An 18,457-nucleotide genomic window follows, 5' to 3' on the forward strand; every position below is an offset into this window, starting at 1 on the left:
CACCGCCCCCCCCCCCCCCCCCCCCCCCCCCCCCCACGGTCCGCCTCCTCCCCCCCCCCCCCCCGCCCCCCCCCCCCCCCCCACCCCCCCCCCCCGGGCCGGTCTCATTTTCGACCGGTCCGAACGGCTCCGCCGGTTTCGGACAGCTTGGCCTGCAAGGAGAAAACGGGATGGGACTGACCGCACGGATTCGCACGCGGGACGGATGGGCCGTGTCGCACGCCGTCGTCACGGTGACCGACATGACGGGCACGCAGGTGCTGCGGGCCGAGGCCGACGACGAGGGAGCCGTACGGGACACGACCGCCCTGGCACCCGGCGCGTACACCGTGATCGTCACCGCGGTCGGGTACGCCCCCGCCGCGTCCAGCGCGATCGTCACGGCGAGCGGACGGGCCGAGATCGGCAACGTCGTCCTCGCCCGCCAGGGCGGCACCGAGCTGCCCCCGCCGGGCCCGTGGACCATCGACCCCGCCCACTCATCGGTGGGCGCGGTCGCCCAGCACCTGGGCATCTCCAGCGTGCACGGCCGGTTCACGGAGTTCACGGGCCTGATCGAGATCGCCCCTGACGACATCGCCAAGTCCCGGGTGGAGGCGGTGATCTCCGCAGCCTCCATCGACACGGGCAACGGCATGCGCGACGGGCACCTCAAGTCGCCCGACTTCCTCGACGTGGAGGCGTACCCGCAGATCACCTACCGCTCGACGGGCCTGAGCCCCGCCGGTTCCGACCGCTGGACGGTGCACGGCGAGCTGACCATGCACGGCGTCGTACGCCCCGTCGACCTGGACCTCGCCTACCTCGGCACCGGCGCCGACCCCTGGGGCGGCACGCGCGCCGCGTTCCGCGCCGGCGCCGAACTGCGCCGCGAGGACTTCGCGATGAACTACAACCAGGTGCTCCAGGCGGGCATCTCCGCCATCGGCACGACCCTGCGGGTGGAGCTGGACATCCAGGCGGTCCAGGGGGACGCACTGCCGGCCGCCTGACGGCCCGGGCGGTCCAGGGGACCCAGAGGGTGCTCACTGTCGGCCATCTCACGGCGGGACGCCCCGACGCTTCCGGCCGCCGGGTCCTTCAGCCGCCGGCCCGGGAGCCGTCCGGGGCCCTGCCGTCGCGGGCGGCCGGGGCGGAGCGCGACACCCGGGCCACCAGGTCGCCGCACAGGTCCCTGAGCTTGACGTTCGAGTCCTGCGAGGCCCGGCGCAGCATGTCGAGCGCCACCCGGGCGTCGCAGCGCTCCTTCGCCATGAGGATGCCGACCGCCTGGTCGATCACACTGCGCGAGAGCAGGGCGGTCCTGACGTCCCCCGCCGACGTCCGCTCGCGCTCGATGCGCAGCGCGGCGTTGATCGCCTCCGCGGCGCGCTCCGCGAACGCGCGAGCGGTCTCGCGGCGGTCGCGGAAGGCGTCCTCCGCCACGGCGTAGAGATTCAGCGCCGCGTCCGTCTCGCCCTCGACCGGGAGCGGGACGGCCAGCACCGAGCGGATCCCCTGGGAGAGCGCGTAGGGGGTGTACGAGGGCCAGCGGGTCTCGGTCGCCAGGTCCGGGGAGTACTGCTCGGCGTCCACCTCGGCCGCCCGGACGCAGGGCCCGTCGCCGTTCTCGTACTGGCGCTGGTCGAGTCCGCTCGGCAGGCCGCTCGTACCCGCCAGGGTGAGCAGCCGCCCGTCACGGCGCACCGTGATGCTGCACGCCGCCGCCCCTTCCACGGCGAGCACCGCCCGCTCCGTCAGGTCCCTGAGCAGGGTGTCGAGTCCGCCGCTCTGGGCAAGTGCCTCGTGCAGCGTGCGGGCCCCCGGTGCGGCGGCGGCCCGTGGCGGCCTGGGCGGATCGGCTGGAGGTCTCATACGGAACGGGTATCCCGTCGGCACCCGCTCACGCCTGGTCCCGCACGTCCACGATCCGCCCGGCCAGGTCGCGCAGCTTCACGTTCTCGCGCTGCGAGGTCCGCACCAGGCTGTCGAAGGCCTCCGCCGCGTCGATGTCCAGGCGCTCCATGAGGATGCCCGTGGCCTGTCCGATCAGGTCGCGGGTGCGCATGGCCTCCGTCAACTGCTCCCGTACGGTCACCGTCTCCAGCGCGATGCTGACGTGCGCGGTGAGCAGCCGGCCGATCCGTCTCGCCGAGGCGTCGAAGGCGCCCGGCTTTCGCGCGTAGACCGTGAGCACGGTGAGCCGGCGGCGGTCCGCGCGCAGGCGCAGGGAGAGCACCGAGCGCAGGCCGAGGCCCGCCAGGGTGAGTTCGCCGTCGTCGGCCGCGCCGCTGTCCTCGATCCCGGCGACCGGCGCGCTCCACAGGTCGGCCCAGTACGCGCGGTGCTCGCGGCCCGCGTCGAGCGCGTCGGCGGAGCGTACGACGTCGTCGGTCCAGGCGAGGGTCTGCCGGGGTGCGGTGTCCTCGATGACGGAGACGCCGGCGTGCTCGGCGCCGGGCAGGAGATGGACGGCGAGCCGGGCCGCGGTGCGCAGGGTGCCGTTCGCCGTCGATGTCTCGTGCAGCTGCCGAGCGGCCACCGTCAGCGCCTCGGCCAGCTCGAAACCCGCAATAGAACGGGGCAATTCACTAAAGTCGGACGCAGCCACCACGAACCTCTTCGGCATGCATGGCCAGGGTCCCGTCGTCGTCCGACGACAGGTCCCGGCGCCATGCGCAGGAGAGCTCCGCAGCACATTCCCGACTGCGAGCACAGGACGAACAGCACTTTAGCTGCTCCGATGGGGTGAGTTGCGGCTCGGTGCCCCGGCTACCGCTGCGACCGGCGCGCGTGATGGAATGGCGTCACAGGTCAGGAAGCGGCCTCATCGGAACCGGACACATGTCTCTCAGGTGAGCCGTCATGATCTTCTCCCCGACCCCACGTGACCTGCCGAACTGCACGCTCGTCACGCTGCCGGCGGACATCGACATCTCCAACGCCGACGCCCTGCGCGCCGGGACCATGGACGTCGTGAACGCGCGCAGGGACCGCCTGCGCCTGCTCGTGCTGGACCTCACGACCACCGGCTTCATGGACTCCCAGGGCGTACGCCTCATCAACGAGGTGCGGGCGCACGTACACCGTCCGCCGCGGACCGAGGTGCGCGTGGTGGCGGCCCCCGGGGGGCTGGTGAGCCGCGTCCTGGAGCTGACCGGAGTACGCCGGGACGTCGCCGTGTACGACGACCTCGCGGAGGCGATCGGGTCCTAGGCTGGCCGTATGGCACCTCACATCGCGACGAACACCGCCGTATCCCTCGACGAGTTGCTGGACTTCGTACGGCCCCGGCACCGCGCCGTCCTGCTGACCCGGCGGGCCGACGGCGGGCCCCAGGGCTCGCCCCTGACCTGCGGGGTCGACGACGCGGGCCGCATCGTCGTCTCCACTTACCCGGAGCGCGCCAAGACGCGGAACGCCAAGCGGGACGAGCGGGTCAGCCTGATCGTGCTGAGCGACGAGTGGAACGGGCCCTGGGTCCAGATCGACGGGACCGCCGAGGTCATCGACGCGCCGGACTCCGTCGAGCCGCTCGTCGAGTACTACCGCACCATCGCGGGGGAGCACCCGGACTGGGACGAGTACCGGGAGGCGATGCGCAAGCAGGGCAAGTCGATCATCCGGGTCACGCCCGAGCGGTGGGGTCCGGTGGCGACGGGAGGGTTCCCGGCGCGGCTCGCCGAGCAGGACTGACCCCGGTGCTCCCGGCCCGCTCCCGCGGTACACGAAAGCGGTGGCCCGGAGCGCTCGCGCCCCGGGCCACCGCCTGGTGTGAGATCCGTCAGCTGCCGCTCTTCAACTTCGTCAGGTCGTAGAAGGTCGCCGAACCGGCCGTCACCTTCTGGTAGTTGGCCTGGACCCACGAGGTGATCGAGGACGCGGAACCGGAGTTGCCGCCCCCGCCGCCGGCGCCGCCCGCGATGAAGTAGTGGATCTTTCCGTCCTCGACGTACTTCTTGAACTGGGCGAGTGTCGGGGACGGGTCGCTGCCGTTGAAGCCGCCGATCGCCATCACCGGGTCACCGGTGGCGAGCTGGTAGCTGGCGCCGTTCTGGGAGCCGATGGTCGCGGCCACCCAGGTGTACTGGTCGGCGTCCGCCTTCAGCAGCTTCCTGGCCTCGGCGCCGACGGACGCGCCGTTCAGCAGACCGCCCACGCCGCCGCCTCCCATGCCGCCCTCGCCCATGCCGCCCTGCGGGGCCTGGCCGCTGGCGCCCTGCGGAGCCTGCCCGTTGCCCTGCTGGTTCGTGCCGCCGGGGAAGCCGCCGCCGTTGCCGCCGCCCGGGGGCTGACCCGTGCCACCGCCCTGCGGCGCACCGTTCTGCTGGTTCCGGCCAGGCATTCCGCCGCCCGTCCGACCGCCGGGACCGCCGCCGGGACCGCCGCCCATCATGCTCGCGCCGGCCGGACCGGCCGTGACGATGGAGCCCGTGTGACCGGTGTCCACCGTGCTCAGCGTGTACGCCGTCGGACCCGCGACCGCCGCCACGAAGCTCAGCCCGGCCGCCGCGAGGGCCAACTGCCGGCTCAGCCGCGCCACGAAGACCAGACCGAGCGCGCCGACCAGCCCGCCGACGAGCACCAGCCACTTCAGCCAGGGCAGGTAGTCGGAGGTGCGGCTGAGGAGCACATAGCCCCAGACCGCCGCCGCGGTGACCGACGCCGCGAGCGTCAGCGCGGCCCGGATCCTGCCCCGCTCCTCCCACAGCATCGTGGCGCCCATGCCGACCACGGCCGCGACGTAGGGGGCCAGGGCCACCGTGTAGTACTGGTGGAAGATGCCCGCCATGTAGCTGAAGACGACCACGGTCATCAGCAGCGCGCCGCCCCACGCGAGGAACGAGCCGCGGGCCAGGTCGGTCCGCTGCGCCTTCCTGGTCAGCCAGAGGCCGGCCACGAGCAGGACCAGCGCGGTGGGCAGCAGCCACGAGATCTGGCCGCCGATCTCGGAGTTGAACATCCGGTCCCACCCGGTCTCACCCCACTGACCGGTACCGCCACCGCCACCGCCCCCGCCGCCGACGCTGCCGGTCTCCTCGCCGTTGATCCGGCCCAGACCGTTGTAGCCGAAGGTCAGCTCCAGGAAGGAGTTGTTCTGCGAGCCGCCGATGTACGGGCGGGACGAGGCCGGCCACAGCTCGACGATCGCGACCCACCAGCCGCCGGAGACGACCAGGGCGGCCGTGGCGAGGGCGAGCTGCCCGAGACGCTTCCGCAGCCGCACCGGCCCGCAGACCCCGTACAGGATCGCCAGCGGCGGCAGGATCAGGAAGGCCTGGAGGGTCTTGGTCAGGAAGGCGAGGCCGACCGCGACACCCGCCCACACCAGCCACTTGGTGCGCCCGTCCTCCAAGGCGCGGATCACGCAGTACACCGTGACGGTCATCAGCAGCGCGAGCAGCGCGTCCGGGTTGTTGAACCGGAACATCAGCGCGGCGACGGGGGTGAGCGCCAGCACCGCTCCGGCGATCAGGGCGGCCGCCGGGGAGAAGCGGCGCCGCACGGCCGCGTGGAGCACGCCGACCGTGGCGACGCCCATCAGCACCTCGGGGACGAGGATCGCCCACGAGCTGAGGCCGAAGATCCGTACCGACAGCGCCATCGGCCACAGTGCGGCCGGGGGCTTGTCGACGGTGATCGCGTTGCCGGCGTCGAGCGAGCCGAAGAAGAACGCCTTCCAGCTCTGGCTGCCGGCCTGGACGGCCGCGGAGTAGAAGGAGTTGGCGTATCCGGACGCGCTCAGGTCGTACAGGTAGAGCAGACCGGTGGCGAGGAGCAGGGCGAGCAGGGCCGGGCGGGCCCAGCGCGGGTCCTCGGGCCGGCCGCGCCACAGCCGGCGCGCGAAGGGCTGCTTCGGCTCACCGGAACCGGGTGCCGCCGGGCGGGATGCGGCCGGTTCGTGCGCCGCGGACGCGGCGGGCGGCCCCCAGGAGGGGGTGATGTCCCCCTGCGACGTCGTGTCGGGCTGAGTCGTCATCGTGCGTTCCTCGGATCGTGATCGTGCGGGCGCACCGTCTGCAGCTGCACGGTCGCGTCCCCCCTGGTGCGGTCCGCGACGTCGCCGGCGCGGAATTCTGTGGTGTCGTACGAGGACCGGTGCGCCGCCGGGCGCTGGGCCAACGGCGCGTTGGTGTAAGGGCGTTGCGGCGCGTCGGTGTACGGGTGCCGTGCGTCGGTGTACGGGTGCGGCGCCGGCTGCCGGGATTCGAGGCCCCCGGAGTACGGGTGCGCCGCCGTGGCGTACGGGTCCGGGGCGGGCGAGGCCACGGCCGTGAAGGCGGGCTCGTCGCGGTCCGGGAAGACCCAGGCCCTGAAGAGCAGGAACCGCAGCACCGTCGCCGCGAGGTTGGCGGCGACCAGGACCGCGAGTTCCGTGGAGTGCGCGGGCTCGGACGTCGCCGCGTTCAGGGCGGCGAGCGAACCGCTGGTGAGGATCAGTCCGATGCCGAACACCACCAGCCCCTGGGCCTGATGGCGCATGGCGCTCTCCCGGCCTCGGACGCCGAACGTGAGCCGCCGGTTGGCCGCCGTGTTCGCCACCGCCGAGACCAGCAGGGCGAGCGCGTTGGCGGTCTGCGGCCCCGCGACGGCCCGGAAGCCGGAGTACAGCAGCAGGTAGAACAGGGTCGACAGGACACCCACCGCGCAGAACCCGACCAGCTGACGCGCGAGGCCGCGGGGCACCCCGGCCAGGTCCCGGTCGCGCGGATCGTCCCCGAAGGGCCGCGCGAGCCGGTCCAGCGGCAGCGAACCCGTCGCGAGGGCCCGGCCCACCCGCCACACGCCCTTCAGGTCGTCCGTCGCCGTCCGCACGATGTGCACGGTGGAGTCCGGGTCGTCGACCCAGTCGACCGGCACCTCGTGGATGCGCAGCCCGGCCCGCTCGGCCAGCACCAGCATCTCGGTGTCGAAGAACCAGCCGGTGTCCTCCACCAGCGGCAGCAGCGCCTGGGCGACATCACGCCGGATCGCCTTGAAGCCGCACTGCGCGTCGGAGAAGCGGGCCTGGAGCGAACCCCGCAGGATCAGGTTGTAGGTGCGGCTGATGAACTCCCGCTTCGCGCCGCGCACCACGCGCGACGAGCGGGCGAGCCGCGAGCCGATCGCCAGGTCCGAGTGACCGGAGATCAGCGGCGCCACCAGCGGCAGCAGGGCGTTGAGGTCGGTGGACAGATCCACGTCCATGTAGGCGAGGACCGGGGCGTCCGAGGCGGACCAGACGGTGCGCAGCGCCCGGCCGCGGCCCTTCTGCTCCAGGCGGAAGGATCTGACCTCCGCGATCTCCGACTCCAGCCGCGCGGCCACCAGCGGTGTGGTGTCCGTGGACGCGTTGTCCGCGATCGTGATGCGGAACGAGTACGGGAAGGTGCGTGCGAGGTGGTCGTGCAGTCGCCGCACACACGGCTGGAGGTCCTTCTCCTCGTTGTAGACGGGGATCACTACGTCCAGGACAGGCGTGCCGGCGTGTCCGGCCGGGAGGTGCTCCCGCGCCGGCAGGCTGCCGGGAGAAGAGTCGGTTCGCATGACAACGACATTCGTCAACCGCCCTGTTACGCCCGTGTGGTGGCGCTGTGCTGTGCCTGTGAGTACGGGTACGGGCCCGGTTCCACGGCGAGCGCGGGCAGATGCACCGTGAACACGGTCCTGCCGGGCATGCTGTCGACGGTCACGGCGCCCCCGTGCGCGGCCGCGACGGCCTGCACGATGGCCAGCCCCAGGCCGGTCGAACCGGAGACACGGGAGCGCGAGGAGTCACCGCGCGCGAAACGCTCGAAGACCCGGGGCAGCAGGTCCGCCGGGATGCCGGGGCCGTCGTCCTGGACGTCCACGCACAGCCACGGCTCGTGCCGGTGCACGCGCGCGGTCACGGTCGTCCCCGGCGGGGTGTGCGTGCGCGCGTTCGCGAACAGGTTGACCAGGATCTGCTGGAGCCGCGCGGCGTCCGCCGACACCAGGGCCGGTTCGTCGGGCAGTTCGAGACGCCACTTGTGGTCGCGGCCGGCCGCCCGGGCGTCGCTCACCGCGTCCACGACGAGCGGCACCAGGTCCGTCTGCCCGTACTGGAGCGGCCGCCCCGCGTCCAGGCGGGCGAGCAGCAGCAGGTCCTCGACCAGCAGCGTCATGCGCCCGGCCTCGGACTCGATCCGCCCGAGGGCGTGCCGGGTGTCGGGCCCGGTCTCCTCCCGGCCGCGCCGGGTCAGCTCGGCGTACCCGCGGATCGAGGCCAGTGGTGTCCGCAGCTCGTGGCTGGCGTCCGCGACGAACTGCCGTACCCGCGTCTCGCTCTGCTGGCGGGCGTGCAGAGCGCCGTGGATGTGGTCGAGCATGCGGTTGAGCGCGGCGCCGACCTGACCGACCTCGGTGCGGGGGTCCGCCTCGGACTCCGGGACCCGTTCGTAGAGGGTCACCTCGCCGGTGTGCAGGGTGAGTTCGGAGACGCGGGTGGCGGTGGAGGCGACGCGGCGCAGGGGACGCAGGGCGACTCCGACGAGGACCGACCCGGCGATACCGGCAGCCACGAGGCCGGCCGCGGTGACGCTGACCTCGACAAGGATCAGGGTGTTGATCGTGCTGGTCACGGACTCGGTCGGCAGGGCGACGTAGAAGCTGCCGCGATTGCCGTGCATGTACGAGACCCGGTACTGGCCCAGGCCCGGGAGGTCCACTGTGTGCAGGCCGGTCTTCGGGACGGAGGCGAGCACCGCTTTCTGCGCCTCGGTGAGGTTCTTGGTGGTCATCCGGAAGCTCTCGCTCGCGGAGGCCTTGTTCTCCTTGGTGACGACCGCTTTCGAGATCCCGCCGTCTTGGCCGACCTCGGCGACGACGGTGTCCGGCTGGGTTCCGCCCCTCGTGGCGAAGTCGAACGGGTCGTCGGGCGGATCGAGTTGGCCGTCCGGGCTCTGGTTCCCCGTGTCCGGCCGCTGGACCCCGAGGGGCTTCTTCGGGCCACCCGTCGCCCGCATGCCGACCTCGGTGACCTGGTTGTTCAGCTGATCGGACAGGTGCTCTTCCAGCGCGATCGTCGTCACCGTGCCGATGACGGCGCACACCACCGCGATGAGGGCGACCGCCGAGACGACGAGCCGCGTCCGCAGCGTCCGCGGCCGGGATGCTCGCTGCTGCCCGCGCGGCCGTCGTCGTCCGCTCATGACACGGCGGGCTTGATCAGGTAACCGGCACCGCGCCGGGTGTGGATCATCGGCTCACGGCCCGCGTCGATCTTGCGCCGCAGATACGAGATGTAGAGCTCGACGACATTGGCCTGGCCGCCGAAGTCGTACGACCACACGCGGTCGAGTATCTGCGCCTTGCTGAGCACCCGGCGCGGATTGCGCATCAGGAACCGCAGCAGCTCGAACTCGGTGGCCGTGACGTGGATGTTGTCGCCGCCCCGGGACACCTCGTGGCTGTCCTCGTCGAGGGTCAGGTCCCCGACGACGAGGACGGAGTCGCTGCGCCGGTCGGCGGCACCGGAGCGGCGGATCAGCCCGCGCAGCCGTGCCACCACCTCTTCAAGGCTGAACGGCTTGGTGACGTAGTCGTCGCCGCCCGCGGTGAGTCCGGCGATGCGGTCCTCCACGGCGTCCTTGGCCGTGAGGAAGAGCACCGGCACGTCGGGCAGGTCCCGGCGCAGCCGGCCGAGCACCGCGAGCCCGTCCATGTCGGGCAGCATCATGTCGAGCACCACGGCGTCGGGCCGGAACTCACGGGCGGCCTGCACCGCTCCGTGTCCGTCGCCCGCGCTGCGGATCTGCCACCCTTCGTAGCGAAGGGCCATGGACAGCAGCTCGGTGATCGACAGCTCGTCGTCCACCACCAGCACTCGGACGGGGCTCCCGTCCGGCCTCAGCAGTTCGGTGCGCCCCTGGGGCGAGGTCGTGGTCATAGCGGACACACTGCTGGGCGCCGCTGAGAGCATCCTTTCGGGTACCTGTGATTTGCCTGAGAAACGCACAGGCGCCTCTCAGGAAGCGCCTAGGTGTACCGGCCCGCAGGCTCGATGCGCCTAGGCGGTGCCGAGCCCGAAGAGGCGGGCGCCGTTGTCGTGGCAGACCGCCCGCAGCCAGTCGTCGCCGAGCCCGAGCCGCTCCAGCGCGTGCAGCTGATGTACGTACGGATACGGGATGTTGGGGAAGTCCGTCCCGAGCAGGACCCGGTCCCCGAGAGCGGCGAGCCGGGGCAGCGCCTGCCGGGGGAACGGCGCGAGTCGCTCGCTGAAGTCGGTGAGCGCCATGGTCGTGTCCAGCCGCACCTCGCCGTACCGCTCCGCGAGCCCGAGGAAGTCCTCGTACTCCGGCATCCCGAGATGCGCGACCACAAGCCGCAGCCGGGGGTGCCGGGCGAGGACACCGGCGACCGGACCCGGCCCGGTGTACCTGCCCGGCGCGGGACCGGAACCGCAGTGCACGACGACCGGGACCCCCGCCTCGGCGAGCAGCCCCCACGCGGGATCCAGGAGCGGGTCGCCGGGGTCGTACGCGCCCACCTGCACATGCGCCTTGAACACCCGCGCCCCCGCGTCGAGAGCCTCCTTCACGTACGTCTCGACGCCCGGCTCGGGGAACAGGGTCGCCGTGTGCAGACAGTCGGGGGTGCGGCGGGCGAAGCCGACGGCCCAGTCGTTGAGCCACCTGGCCATGCCGGCCTTGTGCGGGTAGAGCATCGCGGTGAAGGCCCGGGCGCCGAACCCCCGCAGGACCGCGAGGCGTTCCTCCTCGTCGGCGCGGTAGGTGATCGGCCACTCGACGCCGCCCGTGAGGGGCCCGAGCGCGTCGAAGTAGCCCCAGACCTTGCGCAGGACGCGCTCGGGCATGAAGTGCGTGTGCACGTCGACGAGCCCGGGGAGCCCCAGCCGCGTCCAGAACCCGCGCACTTCGGCGGTGCCGGGGTCGACGTGACCGCCGGGGGCGGGGCCTGTCCCGTTACCGGTGCTGGGGCCGGCACCGGTGTCGGTGCTGGGGTCGGTCCCGTTGCCGGTGCTGGTGCTGGGATCGGTCCCGTTGCCGGTGTCGGTGCTGGGGTCGGTCCCGTTGCCGGTGTCGGTGCTGGGGTCGGTCCCGTTGCCGGTGTCGGTGCTGGGGTCGGTCCCGTTGCCGGTGCTGGTGCTGGGATCGGTGCCGGTGCCGGTGCCGGTGCTGGGATCGGTGCCGGTGCCGGTGCTGGGATCGGTGCCGGTGCCGGTACCCGTACGGACGGGGGCGTGGGGGCTTACGGCGGCTGCGGTGCCGGGGCCGGTGTCCTCGCCGGGGCCGGTGTCCTCGCCGTACCCCGTGCCGGTGCCGGTGTCGTTGGCCCTGCCGGTGCCGGTGCCGGTGCCGTTGGCCGTGGCGTCCGTCTCCCGGGCGGCGCGGTGATCGCTCATGTCCGCCACTCTCGGTCCGGGCGCCCGCCGGCGTCCAGCACCGTGGCAGGGGATCCTGCGGCACAGCCCTGTCCGCCGCGTCCTCAGAACAGTCCGTCCTGCACGCTTCCCGCGGACCGCCTCGACTCCCGTACGGGAAAGGGCGGCAGGCCCTCCGCTCCGGCGGCGGCCAGCTCCCAGCCGGGCATGAGCCGCGTGTCGAGGACGACGACCCCGCGCCCGGTCGCGAGATGCAGATCGGGACCCGCGGCGGCGAGCAGCTCACCGCTCACGGCACACCCGGCGGCCAGTTCGCTCACCACGCCGTCGGCCGGCGGCAGCCCGGCGAGCCCGAACACCCCCGTGTGGTCCACGGGCCGGAACGGCAGGCGCTCCAGGGACTCGGGCCACCCGTCGAGCCGGCCGGCCCGGGCGTGCAGCTCGGCGATCTCCGCGATCCGCTCCCCGGCCCCGGCCTCCGCCCCCGCCGCCTCCCCGGCCGGCGTCCCGGCTCCCGCCCCGGTCCCGGGCAGCTCGCCGCGCACCGCGCGCTTCACGGCGTACGGAATCCGGTCGGGCACCCCGAGCGCGGCCCGCAGCAACTCCTCGGCCCGCCGGGCGGCCATCAGCGGCCCGCGTCCCAGCCAGCTGAACGTGACGGCCCCCTGCTCCAGCAGCCGCGCGGACCCTCGCCCGACTCCTGTGATGCCCACCTTGACCAGGCCGGGCCCGAACCACGCCAGATACACGTGGTACGGCCGCGGGTCGTCGGCGACGGTGTCGGCCGCCACGGAGTGGGCCCGCTCCAGCCGAGCGCACTCCTCGCAGCGCGCCCCGCCGCTGCGCCCCGGCACGACGGCGCCCCGAGGACACGCGTGCCCCCGCGCCCCCACGCAGGTCCGCACCCCGCCCTCCACCACACCGAAGGCGACGCGGTGCCCCCGGACCAGGGCGCTGCTCCGCCCCCCGCCCCACACCAGCACGGGCCCGTCCGCCCCCCAGCGCAGCCCCGAACAACTCCACACCCGTGCCATCCCCCGAGCGTAGCCAGAGCCACTGACAACGCCCCCGGCCCCGATTCGCCCGACGCCCCGGTTCCTCTCCCCCGACGCCACGCGCATCTCGGCCGCACCGCTCACGCAAAAGGCCCCCGGATCTCTCCGGGGGCCTTCAACCTGCGTGCACTCGGCAGGATTCGAACCTGCAACCTTCTGATCCGTAGTCAGATGCTCTATCCGTTAAGCTACGAGTGCCTGTGTGTTCTGTTGTGTGGTGCTCTTCCTTCCGGGCTTTTCTGCCTGGTCGGCGTTGCGGGAACAACATTACATGACTGGCGCCGTGAGGCGAAATCCGTTTGTCACACCCGGCCTGACCTGCGGAAATACCCGGATCGGGGGTGCTCCGGGGTCGAGACCGGAGACGTACGGGACCGGGAGAACGACCGAAGCCCCGGTCGTGACGACCGGGGCTTCGGGATCGAGCGCGGAGGCGGAGGGATTTGAACCCTCGATGGGCTTTAAGGCCCAAACCGCATTAGCAGTGCGGCGCCATAGACCGGACTAGGCGACGCCTCCAGCACAACCAGCCGCGCGAGCGCGAATGGTGCGTGCAGATGATGACACAGCCGAGCGGGGTGTCACCAATCGCCCCCCACGGTACTAGGCAGGCGGGCCGCAGGGCAAAGCCCCGACCGGCGGCGCAACCACACGCGCGGTGAGGCGTTAGTCCGGTCATGAGTCCTGTCATGTCCCGGGTCACCCTGCGCCGGCTCGCCCTCGCGGCGGCCGCCTCCGCCGCCGCCCTGTCCGCCGCGCCCGCCGCGCACGCCGGAGCCGCACCCGTGCCCGATCCCCTGTCCCTTCCCCTCATGCCGCCGCCCGCGGCCGGCGGTGAGGACCCCGGTGACCATCTCGTCGTCACCGTCGACCATGCTGGCGCCGCCGACGGGAGGTACGAGCTGGACTGCCACCCGGACGGCGGCACCCATCCCGACGTACGCGGCGCCTGCGACAAACTCGAACACGGCACCCGGTGGGGCAAGGACCCCTTCGCCTCCGTCCCGGAGGGCACGCTCTGCACCCTGCAGTACGGCGGCCCGGCCACCGCGCACGTCACCGGCACGTGGGCCGGACGTCCCGTCGACGCCAGGTACGACCGCGGGGACGGCTGCGAGATCGGGCGGTGGAACGCGCTCGTGCCGCTGCTGCCCGACCTCGGCGGGTAGCGGTCACCCTCTTCCGGGGGGGGAAGAGTCAACAGCCGGGCCCGGGCCGGAGATGTCCAAGTCGTGCTTCCGGGGGGTGAAATGCACGGTCACAGCTTCTACGTACCTTCTGCGTGCGACCTCCCTCTCATCCGGCATCGCGAGCGCAACCTCTGCCCGTAGACTCCCTCGCGTGACACGCTGCGGGACGGTTGGCAAGATGGCCCTCGCGGTCAGCAAGGTGCGGTAACAGGGAGGAAGCGTCTCGTGAGCAGCAGGCCATCCCGAGGCGCTGCTCGCCTCGCAGCCATACTGGACGCGCTTCCCGATGCGTTGGTGCTGGTCAACGCCAATGGGACCGTTGTCAACGCCAACACCATCGCCCTGGAGGCCTTCGAGGCCCCGGGGACGGCTCTGGTGGGCCGGGGGCTCCTCGACCTGCTCCCGGAGTTCGACTCCCGGCTGATCCCCGGCTCGATGCGACGGCCCGAGTCCATGGACCAGAGCGGCCGGACCAAGCCGACCCGGATGATCGCCCGGCGGACCGACGGCAGCGAGTTCCCGGTCGAGGTCACCAGTGCGAATCTGGAGAACGGCCAGCAGGCCTACGACGGCTACGGCTACACCGGCGACGAGCTGCTCATGCTCGTCGTCCGCGATCTGTCGGGCACCGTCGACACCGAGGCCGAACTCGCGCGCTCGCAACGCCAGACCGAGATGATCCTGCGGGCCGCGTCCGAGGGCGTCGTCGGCACGGACACGGACGGTCGGGTCGTCCTCGTCAATCCGGCCGCCGCCCAGATACTCGGCTACCGCGCCAGCGATCTCGGCGGCCAGGACCTGCACGCGCTCATCCTGCACTCGCGGGCCGACGGCGAGCCGTTCGCGTACGCCGAGTCGCCGCTCGCCGACACCCTGCGCTCCGGGCGCAAGCACCGGGTGCGCGGGCAGGTCGTGTGGTCCAAGTCCGGTGCCCAGGTGTCGGTCGACCTCACGACCGCGCCGGTCCGCGACGGGGACCAGCTCGTGGGCGCCGTGATGACGTTCACCGACCGGCGGCCGTACGACGCGCTGGCCGAGGAGAAGGAGGCCGAGGCCGCCCGCCACACGGAGGAGCTCGCCCGGATCACCGGCGAGCACACCGCGGAACTGGAGCGGCTGCGGGAGCGGCACACCGACGAACTCGCCGCGCTGCGCGAGCAGCACGCGGAGGAACTGGGCGCGGGCGACGACCGCTACGCGGCGCTCGCCGAGCGCGAGAAGGACCGCTTCGAGGCACTCGCCGCGCGGCACGAACAGTTGCTCGCCGTGCTCGACACCTCCCTGCGCGGACCGCTGGACCAGCTGCGCGGCGAGCTGTCGAAGCTCGCCGCCGACGACGCGGGCCAGCTGTGGCCCGAGGCCAACCAGGTGCTCCACCACCTCGCCGCGGGCTACTCGCGGATCACCACGCTCGTCGACAGCGTGCTCAGCTACCAGCGGCTGGACGCGGGCACCGAGGGCATCACCCGCACGAACGTCATGCTCGACGCGGTCGTCGCGGCCGGGGTCGACGGCGCGGTCGAGCTGATCGGTCCCGGCCGTGTGCAGTTCGCCGTGCACGCGCCGCCCATCGAGGCCGAGGTCGACCCCGAGCGGCTCGCCACCGCGCTCGCGCATCTCGTCGCCGACGTGGCGGGAGTCGACGCCACGGGCAACGCGCCGGTGTCGGCGGGCGGTTATCTGGACAACACGGTGGTCGTGGCGGCGGCGCAGCGCGGCGAGGTCGTCCGCATCGAGGTGCGAGGCCCGTACTCCGGGGGCGACCCGGTGCACGAGCCGATCGTCCGGGGCATCGTGCGGGCGCACGGAGGTGTGCTGCAGACGCACGAGGTGCCGGGGATGAGCGGCAGCGCGTACGTCCTGGAGGTGCCGATCGGCGGCGGCGCGGGCGCGGTCGAGGCCCCCGTGGCCGGGCAGTCGCCCGGCGCAGAGCTCGCGCTCCCCGAGCAGGCCGCGCCGCAGCAGGGAAGCGGACGGCGGCGGGCCCGGCGGTCCTCCGTGGACTCCTTCCTGGACAGCCCGGCGGCGGACTCCGACACCGGTGTGAGCATCCCGGCGGGTTCCGGACCGGCCGCCCAGGACCCGGGTGCCGCCGCGCCCACCGGGCGGCGCAGGCGCCGTGCGGGAGAGACCGCGACGCCCGCCGAGACCCCGGTCCCCGCGCAGGCGTCGGAGGACGAGGACACGAACACCGGGGCTGCCGGTGGTACCGGACGGCGGCGCGGACGGCCGAGCCCCGTCGAGGGTGACGCCGGGGGCGTCGCCGAGGGCGCGGTCCTCATGGCCGGCGAGCACTCCGCCGCAACCGCCGCCGCGGGTACGGGACTCGGCGGGACCGTGCCCCCGCAGGGTGTGCCCGCCCCGTCGGGCCGGCGTGCGCGCCGGGACACCGAGCAGCACGCGCTGCCGCCGGCGCTGCCCGCGGTTCAGAACACGCCGGGTTCCGATGCCCAGGCCGAGGCCGGCGACGCGGAGCCGACCGGCCGTCGGCGTCGCGCCCTTGCCGCCGCGGCGGAGCGTGCCGCGGCGCAGGAGGCGGGCGCCCGTACGGTGTTCGCGCTGCCGCCTGCCGAGGCCGACCGCTCGCCCGGGCACGCCGGTGCCGAGACGCTCTCCCCGGCCGGGCAGAGCGGGGCGTACGCGGGTGCCGCTCCCGGCGTCGTCCCGGTGGACGACGGCCGGCACGACGTGATGCCGCACGACGGCGCCGACGACCACACCCCGCCGCAGCCGCATCCGGTGCCGGCTCCGACGGGACGCCGCCGCGCCCGCCGGGCTCCGGCCGAGGCGGACGCACCCGCCGTACCCGCCGAACCCGTGCAGGACGTCCCCATGCCGAGCATCCCGGGGCAGGGTGTCCCGGGGCAGGGCGTGCAGCCCCAGATGCCGGGCGTACCCGCGCAGTCCGTGCCCGGGCAGGCTGGTCCGGGCGCGGGACGGCCCGCCGCCGGTCAGCCCGCAGCACAGTCCGCGCCCGGTCCCGTACCCGCTGCCCCGGCTGGCCGGGCCGTTCCCGTCGGGCCGGAGCAGGCGGCCGGCGGACAGGCTCCCGTGTCCCGGGCCGCCGCCGGGCAGGCGTCGGCGGGGCGCAGGGCTCTCAGCCCGGCCGCACCCGTGCAGCCGGCCCCGGGACAGACCGTGGCCAGACACGGCGCCCCGAACCCCCCGCACCCCGGCCAGCCCGTACCCGCACAAGGCATCCCCGGCCCGGCCGCACCTGCGCAGCCCGATTCTCCCTACGGTGGTGCTTCCGGTCAGACGCCTCCCGCGGCTGCCCCCGCCCCCGAGGGCGCCCCGGCGGTTCAGGGTGTGCCCGGCGCAGCCGAGAACGCCCCCGCGGAGCCGGACGGCGCGCGGACCGAGGCTCCGCCGGCCCGGCCGGACGGGACCGCGATCCCCGCCGGCGGTGTTCCCGCGCAGGGCACCGCCCCGGACCCGTCCGGGCCCTGGCCCGCCGCCGACGACACGTCCGGCACCGGTCACCCGGTACCGGCGCAGGCCCAGGCGCCGGCGCCGGCGGGGCAGACGCCCGCCTCCGGCACTCCGCTCCCGCCCGAGCGCCCCGCCCCGCCGCGGGCCGCTCAGCCGCTGCCCGCGGAGGCCGCCGCGCCCGTCGACCCGAACTCGACCCAGGGGCGCGCGTTCAGCGTGCGGACGCTCGGCCAGGGCGTGCCGTTCGGCCGCCCCGGTGCCGCGCCGAACCAGCCGCAGCCGGTCCCCCAGCAACTGCCCGCACAGGCGCTGCCGGGTTCGCAGACCCCGACGCCTCCCCCGCACCAGACCAACGGTTCCGGCCGCCGCCGCAAGCTCGGTACGCGTCCCGAGCCCGCTGCCGAGCGCCCGGAGACCGGGGGCCGTCCCCACCCGCAGAGCGGCCAGCCCCGTCCCGCCGGCGGCACGGAGGGCGCCGGACGCTCGTACGCCATAGGAGCTCCGGACCGGAACGCCGACGAGGGCCCCGAGCCGCTCGACGGTCCCGGCGGCGCCGTCGAGGTCGCCGACCAGCCCCATCCGCGGCCCATGGACGACGAGCTGCCCCCGGAGCCGCTCGACAACCCGCGGCGCCTGCTCGTGTGGCCGGCCCCCGACGTGACGACCCAGCAGGCGCTCAGCGACCGCGGCTACCGGCCCGTCGTCGTGCACTCACGCGAGGAGGTCGACGCACAGATCGCCGCCTTCCCGGCCGCGCTGTTCGTGGACCCGCTGACGGGCCCGATCACCCGCACCGCGCTCCAGTCGCTGCGCCAGGCCGCGGTGGCCGCCGAGGTACCCGTCCTGGTGACGGCGGGACTCGGCCAGGCGACGCGCGAGGCGGCGTACGGCGCCGACCCCGCCGTGCTGCTGAAGGCGCTCGCGCCGCGCGACTCGGAGCAGCACCCGCCGCGGGTGCTGCTCATCGAGGAGCACGGGGAGATCGCGCTGGCGCTCACGGCCTCGCTGGAACGGCGCGGGATGCAGGTCGCCCGGGCGGCGTCGGACGAGGACGCGGTCACGCTGGCCGCGCAGCTGCGGCCGAACCTCGTGGTGATGGACCTGATGCAGGTACGGCGTCGGCGCGCCGGGATCGTCGACTGGCTGCGCGCGAACGGCCAGTTGAACCGCACGCCCCTCGTCGTCTACACCGCCGCCGTCGATCAGGCGGAGCTTCCGCGCCTGGCGGCGGGGGAGACGGTCCTGTTCCTCGCCGAACGCTCGACCAGCGTCGAGGTGCAGGACCGGATCGTCGACCTGCTGGCGCGCATCGGCACGAACTGAGTTGTCGTACAACACGGTTGGGGGGGTGTTTTCCGTGGAACAACGCCCCCACCCGTGTCTTCCCCCGCCCCCGTGTCCAGTTTGCGGGGCGGGTTCCTCGTTGCCATCCAAGTCGTGTGGCGCCCCCGTCGTCC

The 18,457-nt window shown here is 73.7% G+C and carries 13 protein-coding genes and 2 tRNA genes; 5 read left to right on the forward strand and 10 right to left on the reverse strand.

The genetic code is table 11. The annotated features are described in order from the left end of the window. Positions 1–170: 170 nt before the first annotated feature. Complete coding sequence (locus AC069T_RS33085) at positions 171–992, forward strand: YceI family protein (RefSeq protein WP_478786243.1); 822 nt, start codon at positions 171–173, stop codon at positions 990–992. A gap of 88 nt (positions 993–1,080) precedes the next feature. On the opposite strand, the gene AC069T_RS33090 is transcribed toward AC069T_RS33085, so the two are convergent. Further along, a complete protein-coding gene (locus AC069T_RS33090; RefSeq protein ID WP_478786244.1) occupies positions 1,081–1,854 on the reverse strand; it encodes an ANTAR domain-containing protein in 774 nt (257 codons plus the stop codon). Positions 1,855–1,882: 28 nt separating this feature from the next. Then, positions 1,883–2,608, reverse strand: a complete 726-nt coding sequence (locus tag AC069T_RS33095) for an ANTAR domain-containing protein (protein ID WP_478786245.1) — start codon at positions 2,606–2,608, stop codon at positions 1,883–1,885. Between the two features lie 236 nt (positions 2,609–2,844). Between AC069T_RS33095 and AC069T_RS33100 the strand changes: the two genes are divergently transcribed. Both AC069T_RS33100 and AC069T_RS33105 read left to right on the forward strand, forming a co-directional pair. Then, complete coding sequence (locus tag AC069T_RS33100; protein WP_478786246.1) at positions 2,845–3,195, forward strand: STAS domain-containing protein; 351 nt, start codon at positions 2,845–2,847, stop codon at positions 3,193–3,195. 9 nt (positions 3,196–3,204) lie between these two features. Then, positions 3,205–3,675 (forward strand): PPOX class F420-dependent oxidoreductase, encoded by a 471-nt coding sequence (locus AC069T_RS33105; RefSeq protein ID WP_478786247.1) that lies wholly within the window; start codon positions 3,205–3,207, stop codon positions 3,673–3,675. A gap of 88 nt (positions 3,676–3,763) precedes the next feature. Here the strand turns inward: AC069T_RS33105 and AC069T_RS33110 are convergent, their stop codons facing one another. From AC069T_RS33110 to AC069T_RS33145, 8 genes are all read right to left on the reverse strand, one after another. After that, positions 3,764–5,959 carry a mannosyltransferase YkcB-related protein gene (locus AC069T_RS33110; RefSeq protein WP_478786248.1) on the reverse strand — a complete coding sequence of 732 codons (2,196 nt, stop codon included), beginning with the start codon at positions 5,957–5,959 and terminating at the stop codon, positions 3,764–3,766. Then, positions 5,956–7,506, reverse strand: coding sequence for a bifunctional glycosyltransferase family 2/GtrA family protein (locus AC069T_RS33115; protein ID WP_478786249.1), 1,551 nt, complete (start codon positions 7,504–7,506; stop codon positions 5,956–5,958). Before AC069T_RS33115 ends, AC069T_RS33110 begins: the two co-directional genes overlap by 4 nt. Positions 7,507–7,532: 26 nt before the next feature. Beyond that, positions 7,533–9,131, reverse strand: a complete 1,599-nt coding sequence (locus AC069T_RS33120; RefSeq protein ID WP_478786250.1) for a sensor histidine kinase — start codon at positions 9,129–9,131, stop codon at positions 7,533–7,535. Beyond that, the gene (locus tag AC069T_RS33125; protein ID WP_478786251.1) at positions 9,128–9,868 is read right to left on the reverse strand and encodes a response regulator transcription factor; all 741 of its coding nucleotides are present in this window, start codon (positions 9,866–9,868) and stop codon (positions 9,128–9,130) included. The genes AC069T_RS33120 and AC069T_RS33125 overlap by 4 nt, the downstream gene beginning before the upstream one ends. A 120-nt stretch (positions 9,869–9,988) precedes the next feature. After that, complete coding sequence (locus AC069T_RS33130; protein WP_478786260.1) at positions 9,989–10,855, reverse strand: amidohydrolase family protein; 867 nt, start codon at positions 10,853–10,855, stop codon at positions 9,989–9,991. 572 nt (positions 10,856–11,427) lie between these two features. Beyond that, positions 11,428–12,357, reverse strand: a complete 930-nt coding sequence (locus tag AC069T_RS33135; protein ID WP_478786252.1) for a DUF2797 domain-containing protein — start codon at positions 12,355–12,357, stop codon at positions 11,428–11,430. 146 nt (positions 12,358–12,503) lie between these two features. Then, positions 12,504–12,576: transfer RNA gene (locus tag AC069T_RS33140), tRNA-Arg, on the reverse strand. Between the two features lie 230 nt (positions 12,577–12,806). Further along, positions 12,807–12,897, reverse strand: a tRNA-Ser gene (locus AC069T_RS33145). Positions 12,898–13,055: 158 nt separating this feature from the next. On the opposite strand from AC069T_RS33145, the gene AC069T_RS33150 reads away from it, so the two are divergent. After that, complete coding sequence (locus tag AC069T_RS33150; RefSeq protein WP_478786253.1) at positions 13,056–13,547, forward strand: SSI family serine proteinase inhibitor; 492 nt, start codon at positions 13,056–13,058, stop codon at positions 13,545–13,547. Positions 13,548–13,793: 246 nt separating this feature from the next. Further along, positions 13,794–18,323: a hybrid sensor histidine kinase/response regulator gene (locus AC069T_RS33155; RefSeq protein ID WP_478786254.1), complete on the forward strand. Its 4,530-nt coding sequence runs from the start codon at positions 13,794–13,796 to the stop codon at positions 18,321–18,323. Positions 18,324–18,457 lie beyond the last annotated feature (134 nt).

Source organism: Streptomyces sp. NPDC043867, from assembly GCF_056435845.1.

Coding starts and splice junctions, on each gene's coding strand:
- AC069T_RS33120 (WP_478786250.1), bottom strand. CDS start 9,131: ATGAGCGGACGACGACGGCCGCGCGGGCAGCAGCGAGCATCCCGGCCG.
- AC069T_RS33105 (WP_478786247.1), top strand. CDS start 3,205: ATGGCACCTCACATCGCGACGAACACCGCCGTATCCCTCGACGAGTTG.
- AC069T_RS33150 (WP_478786253.1), top strand. CDS start 13,056: ATGAGTCCTGTCATGTCCCGGGTCACCCTGCGCCGGCTCGCCCTCGCG.
- AC069T_RS33090 (WP_478786244.1), bottom strand. CDS start 1,854: ATGAGACCTCCAGCCGATCCGCCCAGGCCGCCACGGGCCGCCGCCGCA.
- AC069T_RS33125 (WP_478786251.1), bottom strand. CDS start 9,868: ATGACCACGACCTCGCCCCAGGGGCGCACCGAACTGCTGAGGCCGGAC.
- AC069T_RS33095 (WP_478786245.1), bottom strand. CDS start 2,608: ATGCCGAAGAGGTTCGTGGTGGCTGCGTCCGACTTTAGTGAATTGCCC.
- AC069T_RS33100 (WP_478786246.1), top strand. CDS start 2,845: ATGATCTTCTCCCCGACCCCACGTGACCTGCCGAACTGCACGCTCGTC.
- AC069T_RS33110 (WP_478786248.1), bottom strand. CDS start 5,959: ATGACGACTCAGCCCGACACGACGTCGCAGGGGGACATCACCCCCTCC.
- AC069T_RS33135 (WP_478786252.1), bottom strand. CDS start 12,357: ATGGCACGGGTGTGGAGTTGTTCGGGGCTGCGCTGGGGGGCGGACGGG.
- AC069T_RS33085 (WP_478786243.1), top strand. CDS start 171: ATGGGACTGACCGCACGGATTCGCACGCGGGACGGATGGGCCGTGTCG.
- AC069T_RS33115 (WP_478786249.1), bottom strand. CDS start 7,506: ATGCGAACCGACTCTTCTCCCGGCAGCCTGCCGGCGCGGGAGCACCTC.